The 15,117-nt window shown below is 58.3% G+C and carries 13 protein-coding genes; 7 read left to right on the top strand and 6 right to left on the bottom strand.

Going from position 1 to position 15,117, the window contains the following annotated elements:
- Positions 1–69 precede the first annotated feature (69 nt).
- Genes ssuB through ssuE form a run of 5 tightly spaced genes read right to left on the bottom strand, consistent with a single transcriptional unit; the run spans position 70 to position 4,314 of the window.
- On the bottom strand, positions 70–843 hold the full coding sequence (gene ssuB, locus HMPREF3142_RS26370) for an aliphatic sulfonates ABC transporter ATP-binding protein (protein WP_016160579.1): 774 nt from the start codon (positions 841–843) through the stop codon (positions 70–72).
- Entirely contained in the window at positions 840–1,631 is a 792-nt protein-coding gene (gene ssuC, locus HMPREF3142_RS26365) for an aliphatic sulfonate ABC transporter permease SsuC (protein WP_008805877.1), read from the bottom strand. Before ssuC ends, ssuB begins: the two co-directional genes overlap by 4 nt.
- A 10-nt stretch (positions 1,632–1,641) precedes the next feature.
- Positions 1,642–2,787, bottom strand: coding sequence for an FMNH2-dependent alkanesulfonate monooxygenase (ssuD, locus tag HMPREF3142_RS26360; RefSeq protein WP_012968613.1), 1,146 nt, complete (start codon positions 2,785–2,787; stop codon positions 1,642–1,644).
- Positions 2,784–3,746, bottom strand: a complete 963-nt coding sequence (locus HMPREF3142_RS26355) for a sulfonate ABC transporter substrate-binding protein (protein WP_012542306.1) — start codon at positions 3,744–3,746, stop codon at positions 2,784–2,786. Before HMPREF3142_RS26355 ends, ssuD begins: the two co-directional genes overlap by 4 nt.
- Positions 3,739–4,314, bottom strand: a complete 576-nt coding sequence (ssuE, locus tag HMPREF3142_RS26350; RefSeq protein ID WP_008805880.1) for an NADPH-dependent FMN reductase — start codon at positions 4,312–4,314, stop codon at positions 3,739–3,741. The genes HMPREF3142_RS26355 and ssuE overlap by 8 nt, the downstream gene beginning before the upstream one ends.
- 248 nt (positions 4,315–4,562) lie before the next feature.
- Between ssuE and pyrD the strand changes: the two genes are divergently transcribed.
- Positions 4,563–5,573, top strand: a complete 1,011-nt coding sequence (gene pyrD, locus HMPREF3142_RS26345) for a quinone-dependent dihydroorotate dehydrogenase (RefSeq protein WP_002898303.1) — start codon at positions 4,563–4,565, stop codon at positions 5,571–5,573.
- 169 nt (positions 5,574–5,742) lie between these two features.
- Positions 5,743–6,285 (top strand): cell division protein ZapC, encoded by a 543-nt coding sequence (gene zapC / locus HMPREF3142_RS26340; protein WP_012542305.1) that lies wholly within the window; start codon positions 5,743–5,745, stop codon positions 6,283–6,285.
- Here zapC and HMPREF3142_RS26335 read toward each other — a convergent pair.
- Positions 6,282–7,391, bottom strand: coding sequence for a YcbX family protein (locus tag HMPREF3142_RS26335; protein ID WP_049158037.1), 1,110 nt, complete (start codon positions 7,389–7,391; stop codon positions 6,282–6,284). The two genes, zapC and HMPREF3142_RS26335, sit on opposite strands and share 4 nt — an antisense overlap.
- 99 nt (positions 7,392–7,490) lie before the next feature.
- Between HMPREF3142_RS26335 and rlmKL the strand changes: the two genes are divergently transcribed.
- From rlmKL to pqiC, 5 genes are read left to right on the top strand one after another with little or no spacing between them, the layout of a single operon-like run.
- On the top strand, positions 7,491–9,596 hold the full coding sequence (gene rlmKL / locus HMPREF3142_RS26330; RefSeq protein ID WP_064176085.1) for a bifunctional 23S rRNA (guanine(2069)-N(7))-methyltransferase RlmK/23S rRNA (guanine(2445)-N(2))-methyltransferase RlmL: 2,106 nt from the start codon (positions 7,491–7,493) through the stop codon (positions 9,594–9,596).
- Positions 9,597–9,608: 12 nt separating this feature from the next.
- Positions 9,609–11,516 (top strand): ABC transporter ATP-binding protein, encoded by a 1,908-nt coding sequence (locus HMPREF3142_RS26325; protein ID WP_012542303.1) that lies wholly within the window; start codon positions 9,609–9,611, stop codon positions 11,514–11,516.
- A gap of 14 nt (positions 11,517–11,530) precedes the next feature.
- The gene (gene pqiA / locus HMPREF3142_RS26320; protein ID WP_064170866.1) at positions 11,531–12,799 is read left to right on the top strand and encodes a membrane integrity-associated transporter subunit PqiA; all 1,269 of its coding nucleotides are present in this window, start codon (positions 11,531–11,533) and stop codon (positions 12,797–12,799) included.
- Positions 12,789–14,426, top strand: a complete 1,638-nt coding sequence (gene pqiB / locus HMPREF3142_RS26315; RefSeq protein ID WP_008805887.1) for an intermembrane transport protein PqiB — start codon at positions 12,789–12,791, stop codon at positions 14,424–14,426. Before pqiA ends, pqiB begins: the two co-directional genes overlap by 11 nt.
- Positions 14,426–14,989: a membrane integrity-associated transporter subunit PqiC gene (gene pqiC, locus HMPREF3142_RS26310; protein ID WP_008805888.1), complete on the top strand. Its 564-nt coding sequence runs from the start codon at positions 14,426–14,428 to the stop codon at positions 14,987–14,989. Before pqiB ends, pqiC begins: the two co-directional genes overlap by 1 nt.
- Positions 14,990–15,117: the final 128 nt, after the last annotated feature.

Below are 15,117 nucleotides of genomic sequence, written 5' to 3'. Positions count from 1 at the left end.
GCTTACCGGGGCTACAGCGCTGTGCGATTTGGTAGCCCGGCCGAGCGAAGCGCGGGCCGGGGACGTTAGTTAGCCATGACTAAACAAACGCGGTGCGCTCTCGCTCTTGCCGCGTTTCATCACCCGATCCAGCACCTCTGCCTCCAGCTCGGCCAGCTTCGCCGACCCGGTGCGCCGCGGTCGCGGAATATCCACGTTCAAATCGAGGCCAATTTTCTTCTCTTCAATTAACAGCACCCGGTCGGCCATGGCCACCGCTTCACTGACGTCGTGCGTCACCAGCAGGACCGTAAAACCATGCTCCTGCCACAGGGAGACGATCAGCTCCTGCATCTCCAGACGGGTGAGGGCGTCCAGCGCTCCCAGCGGCTCGTCCAGCAGCAGCAGGCGCGGGCGATGGATCAGCGCGCGGGCCAGCGCAACGCGCTGCTTTTGCCCACCTGACAGCGCCGCCGGCCACTCCTGCGCACGGCTCTCGAGTCCGACGCTGGCCAATGCCTGTAGGGCGGCGTCGCGCCAGGCGCCTTTTAACCCCAGCCCGACGTTATCAATCACCGTTTTCCACGGCAGCAGGCGCGCATCCTGAAACATCATCCGGGTGTCGTCCTGGATCGCCGCCAGGGGTGTCGCGCCCGCCAGCAGCTCGCCAGCGTTCGGTTTTTCCAGACCCGCCAGCAGGCGCAGCAGGGTACTCTTGCCGCCGCCGCTGCGGCCCACCACCGCCACAAACTGGCCGCTGGGAATATGCAGATCCAGCTCGTTAAGAATAGTGTTATCGCCATAGCGTTTCGTCACCCCGTTCAGCAGCAGCGGGATACCTGGGGTCAGACGGGCAGTGTTCATGCGTTAGCCTCCTGAAGATGATACGCCGGGTTCCAGCGCAGCCAGAGCCGTTCCAGCAGCTGGGCGCAGACATCGGCCAGTTTGCCAAGGATGGCGTAAAGAATGATGGCGACCACCACCACGTCGGTTTGTAGAAATTCACGCGCATTCATCGCCAGATAACCGATACCGGCATTCGCCGAGATGGTTTCAGCGACAATAAGCGTCAGCCACATCAGGCCAAGAGCGAAACGCACGCCGACCATAATTGAGGGCAGGGCGCCGGGTAAAATCACGTGACGGAACAGCGCGAAGCCGGATAAACCATAGCTGCGCGCCATCTCTACCAGCCCACGGTCGATATTACGGATCCCGTGCCAGGTGTTGATATAGATCGGGAACAGAGTGCCCAGCGACACAAGGAAGATCTTGGCGGTCTCGTCGATGCCGAACCATAAAATCACCAGCGGGATCAGCGCCAGATGCGGCACATTGCGCAGCATCTGGATCGAGGTGTCCAGCAGGCGCTCGCCCCAGCGTGACAGGCCGCTGATCAGGCCGAGCACCAGCCCGATGGAGCCGCCGATGGCGAAGCCGACCAGCGCCCGCCACGAGCTGATGGCCAGATGCTGCCACAGCTCACCGCTGGCCGAGAGCGTCCAGAACGCTTTCAATACCCCCTCCGGCGAGGGAAGCACCCGCGTCGAGAGCCAGCCGACGGACGAGGCCAGCTGCCAGACAATGACCGTCCCCACCGGCAGCAGCCAGGGGGCGAGGCGTAACAACAGGGGATGGGTTGATTTTGCCATCAGTGTCTCCTCAGCTTTGCGCCACTTTACGCGGGATAAACTCGTTGGCGACCGCTTCCCCCTGCAGGCGCAGGTTTTGCGGCTGCGGGATAGACGGCACGGCGACGTCGAGCAGGGGGAACAACAGCTCGCCGACCCGATACGCCTCTTCCAGATGCGGATAGCCGGAGAAGATAAAGCTATCAATACCCAGCGCAGCGTATTCATTGATTCGTTCGGCAACGGTGGCGGCATCGCCCACCAGCGCAGTACCGGCGCCGCCGCGCGCTAAGCCGACGCCGGCCCACAGGTTGGGGCTGATCTCGAGCTGATCGCGTCGACCGTTGTGCAGCGCCGCCATTCGCTGTTGACCGACGGAGTCGGTTCTGGCGAAGGCCGCCTGGGCGCGGGCGATCGTTTCATCATCAAGGTGGGAGATAAGGCTGTCCGCCGCCTGCCAGGCTTCCTCGTTGGTTTCCCGCACGATCACGTGCAGACGGATGCCAAAACGCACCCGGCGCCCATGCCGGGCCGCTTTCTCCCGGACCTGAGCAATCTTCTCTGCCACCTGCTTCGGCGGTTCACCCCAGGTGAGATAGAGATCGACCTGCTCGGCGGCCAGATCCTGCGCGACGTCAGACGATCCGCCGAAATAGAGCGGTGGACGGGGCTGCTGGAGCGGCGGGAACAGCAGCTTAGCGTCGCGAACGCGCTGATGCTTGCCGTTAAAGGTGACGGTTTCTCCCTCCATCAGCTTGCGCCAGATGTGGGTAAATTCAGCTGAGGCCTCATAGCGCTCGGTGTGGTCGAGGAAGACGCCGTCGCCGGCCAGCTCGGCGGGATCGCTGCCGGTGACCAGATTGAACAGCGCCCGGCCGTTTGACAGTCGGTCCAGGGTCGCCGCCTGGCGGGCGGCTACCGTCGGCGACACCACGCTAGGCCTGAGGGCGACAAGAAATTTCAGCCGCTGCGTCACCGGGATCATCGAGGCCGCAACCAGCCAGGCATCTTCACATGAGCGTCCGGTCGGGATCAGCACGCCGGTGAACCCCAGCCGATCCGCCGTCTGCGCGATTTGCTGCAGATAGCCGTAATCGACCGGACGGGCGCCCTCTTCGGTGCCCAGATAACGACCATCACCATGGGTCGGTAAAAACCAGAACATATTCAGACTCATGATTTCGCTCCTTGTGCGGCGGCGGGCTGCCAGATACGGGCCCGGATATCAACTTTTTTCGGCACCAGCTTGTTCTCATAGAACAGGTCGGCCGTCTGCTGCTGGCGAGCGGCGGTTTCGGCGCTCACCGGGGTCACTGAGGTGGGGGGACGATGGTCCAGATAGCTGGCGATCACCGCCTCCGGTAATCCCATCGTTTTCGCCAGCAGCGTAATGCTTTGCGCGCGCTGGCTATGGGTCAGGGCATCGGCCTGAGTAAAGGTATCGAGTACGCCTTCAATGAAAGCGCCATTGCGTTCAGCGTAGGGGCGGGAAGCAAGATAGAACGATCCCGTCTGTTTCAGATCGGTTCCGTCAGTGAGTACCCGGGCGCCGCCCTGCAGCAGCGCGGCGGAGTAGTACGGATCCCAGATGGCCCAGGCGTCGACATTACCCTGCTGGAAGGCGGCGCGCGCATCGGCGGGGGCAAGGTAAACCGGCTGAATATCGCTAAATTTCAGGCCCGCCAGCTGCAGGGCGCGCAGCAGCAGATTGTGGGAGCTGGAACCTTTCTGGAAAGCGACCTTTTTCCCTTTTAATTCGGCAACGTTGTGAATAGGACTGCCTTGCGCCACCAGGATGACTTCCGCTTTGGGCTTGGGCGGCTCAGAACCGATATAGACCAGATCGGCGCCCGCCGCCTGAGCAAAGATAGGCGGAATGTCGCCAGTACTGCCGATGTCAATGCTGCCGACGTTCAGCGCCTCCAGCATCTGCGGACCGGCCGGGAATTCAATCCACGAGATATGGGTGCCCGGATAGCGCTGCTCCAGCAGCTGATGGCTCTTCGCCAGCACCATGCTGACGCTGCCTTTCTGATAACCAATGCGCAGGGCATCGGGCGCCGCCGGGGCGGCGTGGCCCAGCGCGGAGAACAACAGCAGTCCGCCGAGGGTCAGCGCGCGGAGAGGATTAAACATGTTCCACCCCACGCAGAGACGTTAACGACGGGGCGCGGCTGCTGGGACGATGCAGCGCCTGCCAGAAGGTCTCCAGGGACTCATCCAGGCGCCGCTGCAGGTTAGGGGTGAACTGCGGCTTATGCTGGTAATCCGTGACCTGGCTGTCATCGGCGAAGACGCCATGGAGGATCTCCTGGGCCTTCAGGGCATTCAGGACGGGTTTCAGAGCGTAGTCCACCGCCAGCATGTGGGCGATGGTGCCGCCAGTGGCCAGCGGTAGCACGATTTTGCCCTCCAGCGCGCGCTCAGGAAGCAGATCGAGCAGGGTTTTCAGGGCGCCGGAAAACGAGGCTTTATACACCGGCGTGGCGATAATCAGACCGTCGGCCCCGGCCAGTTGCTCATTGAGCGTTTGTAGCGCCGGGTTGTCAAAGCGAGCGTACAGGAGGTCTTCCGGGGCAAAGTTCTGCAGATGCCAGTGGCAGACTTCGATATCGGCGGCGGTGAGCGTCTCTCTGGCATATTCCAGCAGGGCGCTGGAACGGGAAGGGTAACGCGGGCTGCCCGCAAGCGTAATGACGCGCATCTCTCTCTCCTTATAACTAAATGTTTGCATTTATCTATAATTGATAACATTTGCAGTGAGTGTGACAGAGCACCATTATTTCCCTAAATGATTTATCCACCGTTAGATAGCCGAAAAGCGCATAACGGCGCGGGGAGAGGTAATCGTTTGCGCTGATGGGTGATTTTTTGTCGCAGGTCAATTCCCTTTCAGCTGCGGATCGCACATAATACGCCCCCGGTTTGCACACCGGGAATCCAGGAGAGTTCATGTACTACCCCTTCGTTCGTAAAGCCCTTTTTCAGCTCGATCCTGAGCGCGCTCATGAAGTTACCTTTCAACAATTACGCCGTGTCACCGGGACGCCGCTGGAAATGCTGGTTCGCCAGAAGGTACCGGCCAGGCCCGTTACCTGCATGGGGCTGACCTTTAAAAATCCGCTGGGTCTGGCGGCCGGGCTGGATAAAAATGGGGAATGCATTGACGCGCTGGGCGCGATGGGTTTTGGTTCGATTGAGATCGGCACCGTCACCCCGCGTCCGCAGCCGGGCAACGATAAACCGAGGATCTTCCGTCTGGTGGATGCCGAGGGGTTGATCAACCGCATGGGCTTTAATAACCATGGCGTTGATAACCTGGTTGAGAACGTGAAAAAGGCGCATTTTGACGGCGTGCTGGGCATCAATATCGGCAAAAATAAAGATACGCCGGTGGAGCACGGTAAAGATGATTACCTGATTTGTATGGAAAAAGTCTATCCTTACGCCGGGTATATCGCCATTAATATCTCCTCACCGAATACCCCGGGGCTGCGTACGCTGCAATACGGTGAAGCGCTCGATGATTTACTCTCCGGTATTAAAAATAAGCAGCTTGAGCTGCAGCAAAAGCATCAGAAATATGTTCCGGTCGCCGTGAAGATCGCGCCGGATCTTTTACCAGAGGAATTGATCCAGGTTGCCGATAGCCTCGTGCGTCATAATATTGATGGGGTAATTGCAACCAATACCACCCTCGATCGTTCTCTGGTTCAGGGAATGAAACATTGTGATGAGACCGGTGGGCTTAGCGGTCGTCCATTACAATTAAAGAGCACTGAAATTATCCGTATGCTCTCCGCTGAGCTGAATGGTCGTTTGCCTATCATCGGCGTGGGCGGTATTGATTCGGTGATTGCTGCGCGAGAAAAGATAGCCGCCGGAGCATCGCTGGTGCAGATCTATTCCGGATTTATTTTTAAAGGTCCGCCGCTGATTAAAGAAATTGTTACCCACATCTAATCTTTTCCTCCGCTGAAACCCACCCAGGGCTTTATTTCCGGCCCTGGTTGTTTTATATTCCCTCACTGTTGCTTATTTAAACATTTTAGACTTTTCTTAATTTTAGAAAATATTCTGCGGCAAGTCGCAACAACTTTGCAGAGGCGTATGAAAGGGGACAGGGGGAAAAATGCGCATTAAACCTGACGATAACTGGCGTTGGTATTACGATGAAGAGCATGACCGCATGATGCTCGATTTGGCCAATGGCATGTTATTTCGCTCGCGCTTCGCCCGGCGAATGCTGACCCCGGATGCCTTTGCGCCGTCGGGATTCTGCGTCGATGACGCCGCGCTCTATTTCTCCTTTGAAGAAAAATGTCGCGATCTCGAACTGTCGAAAGAACAGCGAGCGGAATTAGTCCTCAATGCGTTAACCGCGATCCGTTTTCTCAAACCGCAGATGCCGAAAAGCTGGCACTTTATCGCTCATCCCCACCAGTGGCAGCCGAGCGGCGGCGACGCCGCCTGCGTCTGGCTGAGCGATACCGGGGAGCAGGTGAATTTGCTGGTGGTGGAGCCGGGAGATAACGCCGCGCTTTGTCTGCTGGCCCAGCCGGGTCTCACCCTTGCCGGGCGCGTGATGCAGTTAGGCGACGTTATTAAAATCATGAACGACAGGCTGCAGCCGGCGCAGAGCGCGGTCAGCTACAGCCTGGGACAGGCGGTTTAAGGCGCCAGGCGCAGCGCCGTTTTCGGTACGCAGCTGCAGGCGAGAATGGTGCCGTCCCCGGCGACCGCATTTTTCTTTAACGCGCTGACTTCGCCCTCTTCCAGCCGAATGCGGCAGCTGCCGCAGATCCCTGCCCGACACGAATAGGGTACGCGAATGCCCTGTTGCTCCAGTTGCTCCAGCAGCACCTGCTGGTTATTCCCGCTAAACTGTTGACCCTGCCATTCGATGGCAACCGTAGCTTGCTGCTGCGCTTCCGGGGCCGGAGTATCGTCGCTCTCGCCGGCGCCGTAGGCTTTCGCCGGGCCGCGGGCGAGGATTTCGACTTCATCACCCACCCGGATCACCCCGCTGTTGCGGGCAATCAGGTTCTGGCCAAAATCGACATCGCCATTGTCCAGCGCAGTACGAAAACGCTTTAAGGTTTCCAGCGGCTCCCCGGTGGGATGCTTCTGCCCGCGCTCTGGACTGACGGTGGTAAAAATGCAGCGGCTGCATGGCTTAGCGACGTCAAACACCACTTCGCCGACGCGGATCACTTTCCAGCTATCTTCATCCCAGGCGGCCGCGCCGGTGACCACGAGGTTAGGACGAAACTGTTCTATGCTTACGCTGGCCGGGCAGCGTTGCTGCAGATCGCGCAGCGAGGCCTCGTTAGCCAGCAGGTACGGGTAGCCGTCGGCGAAGGAGAGCGGTACCGCATCGTGGCGCTTCACCCGGCGGGTTAACTGCGGCCCCAGCCAGCGCAGCTGGACATCGCGCTTGAAAAAGCCGCTGAGCCACTGGTTAACGGCGGCGGGCGCGATAAGGGCGGTGAAATGGTTGCCCCAGACTTCGGTGGGCTCGGCCTGCAGGGCGAAATCGCTAAAACGCACCACGGCGCTGCTGCCGTCCGGCGCGGTCAGGTGAAGGCCATCATGCAGCGGCGCCGGAATAAATTTTACCATTTGCGGAAACTGGCGGGCGGTAATAAAGGTCCCGTCGTTTTCGGTGACCATAAACAGGCGATCGAAGGCCAGGCCGCTGATATCAGCAAAGGCGTGGGTCATGCCCATGCCGCGCATGGATTTAACGGGATGAATAAAAAGTCGCGAGAGCGTTACCATACGCTGCCTCCGGGTTCCAAAAATAAGCCTATAACTTTATGACATAGGGCACATATTGGCTATAATGCGCACCAATTTTCTTTAAGTAAAAGTGACGATATGAATTCTCTGTTTGCCAGTACGGCTCGTGGGCTGGAAGAGCTGTTAAAAACTGAACTGGAAGGACTTGGCGCGACGGACTGCCAGGTCGTCCAGGGCGGGGTCCATTTTCAGGGGGATACGCGCCTGCTGTATCAAAGCCTGATGTGGAGCCGGCTGGCTTCGCGCATCATGCTGCCGCTGGGCGAGTGTCGCGTATACAGCGATCTGGATCTGTACCTCGGCGTACAGGCCATTCCGTGGACGGAGATGTTTAACCCTGGCGCCACCTTCGCGGTACATTTTAGCGGCCTCAATGACGAGATCCGCAACAGCCAGTATGGCGCATTAAAAGTCAAAGACGCCATCGTCGACAGCTTCACGCGTAAAAACCTGCCGCGCCCGAATGTCGATCGTGAGTCGCCCGATCTGCGGATCAACGTCTGGCTGAACAAAGAGACGGCGCATATCTCCCTGGATCTGAGCGGGGAAGGGTTGCATCTGCGCGGCTACCGCGATGGTACCGGTATGGCGCCGATCAAAGAAAACCTCGCGGCGGCGATCGTCATGCGCTCTGGTTGGGTACCGGGTACGCCGCTGCTCGATCCGATGTGCGGCTCCGGTACCCTGCTGATTGAAGCGGCGATGCTGGCGACCGATCGTGCGCCGGGTCTGCACCGCGGCCACTGGGGCTTTGGCGGTTGGGCGCAGCACGATGACGCTATCTGGAAAGAGGTGAAGGCGGAAGCGCAAACCCGCGCCCGCCAGGGGCTGGCGGCCTATGGGTCGCGCTTCTATGGCTCTGACGTCGACGAGCGCGTCATTGAGCGCGCGCGCCGCAACGCCCGCCGGGCCGGCATCGGCGAGCTGATCGATTTTGCAGTCAAAGACGTCGCCCAGCTGAATAACCCGCTGCCGAAAGGCCCGTACGGCACCGTGATCAGCAACCCGCCGTACGGCGAGCGCCTGGAAAGCGAACCGGCGCTGATTGCCCTGCACAGCCTGCTGGGCCGGATCATGAAAAGTCAGTTTGGCGGCTGGAACCTGTCGGTGTTCAGCGCCTCGCCGGAACTGCTGAGCTGCCTGCAGCTGCGTGCCGATAAACAGTTCAAAGCGAAGAACGGCCCGCTGGACTGCATACAGAAAAACTATCACCTGGCGGAAAGCGAAGGCGGCAAGCCGGCGATGCTGGCGGAAGATTTTGCCAACCGTCTGCGTAAGAATCTGAAGAAATTTGAAAAGTGGGCCCGTCAGGAAGGCATTGAATGCTATCGCCTGTACGATGCCGATCTGCCGGAATATAACGTGGCGATCGATCGCTACGGTGACTGGGTGGTGGTCCAGGAGTATGCGCCGCCGAAAACCGTCGATGCGCACAAAGCGCGCCAGCGTCTGTTTGATATTATCGCGGCGACCATCGCCGTGCTGGAAATCGCCCCCAACAAGCTGGTGCTGAAGACCCGCGAGCGGCAAAAGGGTAAAAACCAGTATCAGAAGATGGCGGAGAAGGGCGACTTTATCGAGGTGCAGGAGTACAACGCGCGCCTGTGGGTTAACCTCACCGACTACCTCGATACCGGTTTGTTCCTCGACCACCGTATCGCCCGTCGCATGTTGGGCCAGATGAGCAAAGGTAAGGATTTCCTCAACCTGTTCTCCTATACCGGCAGCGCCAGCGTCCACGCCGGTCTGGGCGGCGCGCGATCCACCACCACGGTGGATATGTCGCGTACCTATCTGGAGTGGGCGGAGCGCAACCTGCGTCTCAATGGCCTGACCGGTCGTGCGCATCGCCTGATGCAGACTGACGTGCTGGGCTGGCTGCGGGAAAGCACCGAGCAGTTCGATCTGATCTTTATCGATCCGCCGACTTTCTCTAACTCCAAACGAATGGAAGATGCCTTTGACGTGCAGCGCGATCATATTCGCCTGATGACCGATCTGAAACGTCTGCTGCGTAAAGGCGGCACCATTATGTTCTCGAACAACAAACGCGGTTTCCGTATGGATCATGACGGGCTGGCGGCGCTTGGCCTGAAGGCGCAAGAGATTTCGCAAAAAACGCTGTCGCAGGATTTTGCCCGCAACCGTCAGATCCACAACTGCTGGCTGATTACTGCAGCCTGAAAGGAATAAAGAATGTCACTGATTAGTATGCACGGCGCCTGGCTTTCATTCAGCGATGCGCCGCTGCTGGATAATGCTGAACTGCATATCGAAGATAACGAACGCGTCTGTCTGGTTGGGCGCAACGGCGCCGGTAAATCGACCCTGATGAAGATCCTTAACCGTGAACAGGGGCTGGATGACGGGCGTATTATTTATGAACAGGATCTGATCGTCGCGCGTCTGCAGCAGGATCCGCCGCGCAACGTTGCCGGTACGGTGTACGATTTCGTCGCCGAAGGGATCGCCGAACAGGCCGCTTACCTGAAGGCCTACCATGATGTTTCGCATCAGGTGATGACCGACCCGAGCGACAAAAATTTAAATGAACTGGCCCGTCTGCAGGAACAGTTGGATAACCTGGGCCTGTGGCAGCTGGATAGCCGCATCAATGAAGTGATCGAGCAGCTTGGTCTTAACGCCGACGCGCAGCTGGCTTCGCTTTCCGGCGGCTGGTTGCGTAAAGCGGCGCTGGGCCGTGCCCTGGTCAGCGGGCCGCGCGTGCTGTTGCTGGATGAACCGACGAACCACCTCGATATCGAAACTATCGACTGGCTGGAAGGGTTCCTGAAAAGCTTTAAAGGCACCATTATCTTTATTTCGCACGACCGCTCCTTCATCCGCAACATGGCGACGCGCATCGTCGATCTCGATCGCGGCAAGCTCGTGACCTATCCGGGCAATTACGATCAGTATCTGCTGGATAAAGAAGAAGCGCTGCGGGTTGAAGAGCTGCAGAATGCTGAATTCGACCGCAAGCTGGCCCAGGAAGAGGTGTGGATCCGCCAGGGGATTAAAGCGCGTCGTACCCGCAACGAAGGCCGCGTTCGTGCCCTGAAAGCGATGCGTCGCGAGCGCGGCGAGCGCCGGGAAGTGATGGGCAGTGCGAAGATGCAGGTGGAAGAGGCTTCGCGCTCCGGCAAAATCGTTTTCGAAATGGAGAACGTCAACTATCAGGTTGACGGCAAAGTGCTGGTGAAAGATTTCTCCGCGCAAATCCAGCGCGGCGATAAGATTGCCCTGATCGGCCCCAATGGCTGCGGGAAAACCACGCTGCTGAAGCTGATGCTTGGCCAGTTGCAGGCCGACAGCGGGCGGATCCACGTTGGCACCAAGCTGGAAGTCGCCTACTTCGACCAGCACCGTGCAGAGCTGGATCCGGACCGGACGGTGATGGATAACCTCGCCGAAGGTAAGCAAGAGGTGATGGTTAACGGTAAGCCGCGGCACGTGCTGGGCTATCTGCAGGACTTCCTGTTCCATCCGAAACGGGCGATGACGCCAGTCCGCGCGCTGTCCGGCGGGGAGCGTAACCGTCTGCTGCTGGCGCGACTGTTCCTGAAACCCAGTAACTTATTGATTCTCGATGAACCGACAAACGACCTTGATGTCGAAACGCTGGAGCTGCTGGAAGAGCTGATCGATGGCTATCAGGGCACCGTGATGCTGGTTAGCCACGATCGTCAGTTTGTTGACAATACCGTGACCGAGTGCTGGATCTTCGAAGGCGGCGGCCATATTGGTCAGTACGTCGGCGGTTATCACGACGCCCGCGGTCAGCAGGCCCAGTCTTTGGCGCAAAAGCAGACGATCGTTAAAAAAACGACGGAAGTCGCTCAGCCAAAAGCAGAAACTGTCAAACGCGGCGGGAACAAACTAAGCTATAACCTGCAGCGCGAGCTGGAGCAACTGCCGCAGAAGCTGGAAACGCTTGAGGCCGAACTGCAAACGCTGCAGGAGCAGGTAGCCGATCCTGACTTCTTTGGCCAATCGCACGATCGTACGCAGCAAGTGCTGGCGCAGCTGGCCGAAGCGGAGCAGGCGCTGGAAGCCGCCTTTGAACGCTGGGAATATCTCGAAGGATTAAAGAACGGCGCCTGAGCCGAGGAGTTGTCATGTGCGATCACCATCATGCTGCGCGACATATTTTATGTCCCCAATGTGATTTGCTGGTGGCTTTGCCGCAGCTTGAGCATCGCCAGAAAGCCGCCTGCCCGCGCTGCGGTACAACGTTAACCACCACGTGGGACGCGCCTCGCCAGCGTCCCACGGCTTACGCGCTGGTCGCGCTGTTTATGCTGCTGCTGGCCAACCTCTTTCCTTTTATCTATATGAAAGTGGGTGGCATCAGCAGCGAAATAGCGCTGCTGGAAATTCCCAACGTGCTGTTTACCGAGGATTACGCCAGCCTCGGCACCTTCTTTTTGCTCTTTGTACAACTGGTACCGGCCTTTTGTCTGGTCACCATTTTGCTGCTGGTCAATCGGGTCAGGATGCCCGCTGGGCTGAAGGCGTTTCTGGCGCGCATTTTGTTTCACCTCAAGACCTGGGGCATGGCGGAGATCTTTCTTGCCGGCGTGCTGGTGAGCTTCGTCAAACTGATGGCCTACGGCGATATCGGCATCGGCCTGAGCTTTATTCCCTGGTGCATGTTTTGCCTGCTGCAGTTACGCACCTTCCAGTGCGTCGACCGCCGCTGGCTATGGGATGATATTGCCCCTATGCCGGCGATTACCCAGCCGCTGAAGGTCGGGGTAGCCGGGGTCCGCCAGGGGCTGCGCTCCTGCGGCTGCTGCACGGCGGTGTTACCGGCCGACCAGACCGTCTGCCCGCGCTGTCACAGCAAAGGGACGGCGCGGCGTAAAAATAGCCTGCAGTGGACGCTGGCGCTGCTGGTGACCTCATTTATTCTCTATCTTCCCGCCAATATTATGCCGATCATGATCACCGATCTGCTGGGCGATAAAATGCCGTCGACCATTATGGCCGGGGTGGTGTTACTGTGGAGCGAGGGCTCCTATCCGGTGGCGCTGGTGATCTTTATCGCCAGTATTATGGTGCCGACGCTGAAGATGATCGCTATCGCCTGGCTGTGCTGGAATGCTAACGGCAACGGCGCGCGCGATTCGGAACGCATGCATCTGATTTATGAAGTGGTGGAATTTGTTGGCCGCTGGTCAATGATTGACGTTTTTGTTATCGCCGTGCTCTCTGCGTTGGTGCGCATGGGAGGGTTGATGAATATCTATCCCGCCATCGGCGCGGTCATGTTTGCGCTGGTGGTGGTGATGACCATGTTTTCAGCGATGACGTTTGATCCCCGTTTACTGTGGGATCGTGAGCCAGATTCAAGCCATGAGGAAATACAACAACATGGAAAATAAGAGCGGAGAAGCGAAAGTGCAGAAGGTGAAGAACTGGTCACCGGTGTGGATCTTCCCTATCGTCACTGCGCTGATCGGAGCGTGGATCCTGTTTTATCATTACAGCCATCAGGGACCAGAGGTCACGCTGATCACCACTAACGCGGAAGGCATTGAAGGGGGAAAAACCCGGATCAAGAGCCGCAGCGTGGATGTTGGGGTGGTAGAGAGCGCGACGCTGACCGACGATTTAACCCACGTGGAAATCAAAGCTCGCCTCAATTCCGGCATGCAGAAATTACTGCATAACGATTCCGTCTTCTGGGTGGTGAAACCGCAGGTAGGGCGCGAGGGGATCAGTGGTCTCGGGACATTATTGTCCGGGGCCTATATTGAACTGCAGCCGGGGTCGAAAGGTTCGGTGCCGGCGCAGTATCCGCTGCTGGATTCTCCGCCGCTGGCCTCGCCGGATGCCAAGGGGATCCGGATTTTGCTGGAAAGCAGCAAGGCAGGCCAGCTGTCGCCAGGCGACCCGGTGCTGTTCCGCGGTTATCGCGTGGGGTCGGTGGAAACCAGCACCTTTGATGCGCAGAAACGTCATATCACTTATCAGCTGTTCATCAACGCGCCTAATGACCGCCTGGTGACCACTAACGTTCGCTTCTGGAAGGACAGCGGGATCGCCGTTGATTTGACCGCGGCGGGGATGCGCGTCGAGATGGGCTCGTTGTCGACGCTGTTTGGCGGCGGGGTGAGCTTCGATATTCCGGAAGGACTGGACCTCGGCGAGCCGGTGGCGAACAAAACGGAATATCACCTGTTTGACGATCAGAAGAGCATCCAGGATTCGGTCTTTACCGAGCATATCGATTACGTGATGTTCTTCAAAGACTCGGTTCGTGGCCTGCAGCCCGGCGCTCCGGTGGAGTTCCGCGGCATCCGTCTGGGAACCGTCGGCAAAGTGCCGTTCTTTATTCCTGGGCTGAAGCAGCGTTTGAACGATGACTATCGCATTCCGGTGGAAGTGCGGGTTGAACCGCAGCGTCTGGTCAATCAGCTCGGCGGCGATCCGAATATTCGCGCTCACATTGACGATCTGATCAACCGCGGACTGCGCGGCTCGCTGAAAACCGGTAACCTGGTGACCGGCGCGCTGTATATCGATCTCGACTTCTATCCGAAAGCGCCGCCGCGTGGGAAAATTCAGGAGTTTAACGGCTATCCGATTATCCCGACCATTAGCGGTGGACTGGCGCAGATCCAGCAGCGTCTGATGGATGCGCTGGATAAAATCAATAACCTGCCGCTCAATCCGCTACTGGAACAGGCAACCAGTACGCTGGCGCAAAGCGAGAAGACCATGCAGCATGTACAGACCACGCTGGATAGTCTGAATAAGATCACCTCCAGTCAGTCGATGCAGCAGCTACCTGCCGATATGCAGACGACGCTGCGCGAGCTGAACCGCAGCATGCAGGGCTTCCAGCCGGGCTCCGCGGCCTACAATAAGATGGTGGCCGATATGCAGCGTCTGGATCAGGTGCTGCGTGAGCTGCAGCCGGTCCTGAAAACGCTCAATGATAAGAGCAATGCGCTGGTATTTGAGGCGAAGGATAAAAAAGACCCACAGCCGAAGGGAGCGAAATAATGAAAAAATGGTTACTGGTGGCAGCCGTTTGCGTGATGACGGCGTGCAGTAGCGGCGGTGAGAGCAAAACATATTACCAGTTGCCGGTGGTGCAAGGCGGCGCGCAGAGCGCCGCCAGCCAGGGGGCACGTCTGCTGTGGGTTGAGCAGGTCAGCATCCCGGATTATCTGGCGGGCAATGGAGTGGTCTATCAAACCACCGATGTGCAGTATGTAATCGCCAATAATAATCTGTGGGCCAGCCCGCTGGACCAGCAGCTGCGTACTACGCTGGTGGCAAACCTCAGCCAGCAGTTGCCGGGCTGGGTAGTGTCGTCCCAACCCTTGGGCAGCGAGCAGGATACGCTCAATGTGGCGGTAAATGGCTTTCACGGGCGCTACGACGGGCGGGTTATCGTCAGCGGCGAGTGGCTATTGAAGCATCAGGGACAGCTGATTAAGCGCCCGTTTAACATCGTGCTCAAGCAGCAGCAGGATGGCTATGACGCGATGGTGAAGACCCTGGCCCAGGCATGGAGTCAGGAGGCGGTGGCCATTGCCGGCGAGCTTAACCGTCTGCCATAAGTAAATTTCATAAAAGTGATATGCCGCGCGGTTCATCTGAGCCGCGCGGCATTTTTTTTGCCAGGTCAGTTCGTTACCGAGCGTTGCGCCGAATGAACAAAAAATGAACTCTTATATAGGTCACAAAT

The sequence above is a fragment of the Klebsiella sp. HMSC16C06 genome (assembly GCF_001808325.1).
Lineage (GTDB): Bacteria > Pseudomonadota > Gammaproteobacteria > Enterobacterales > Enterobacteriaceae > Klebsiella > Klebsiella variicola.
The sequence above is the reverse complement of the archived record's forward strand: the minus strand, read 5'-3'. Positions and strand labels throughout refer to the sequence as shown.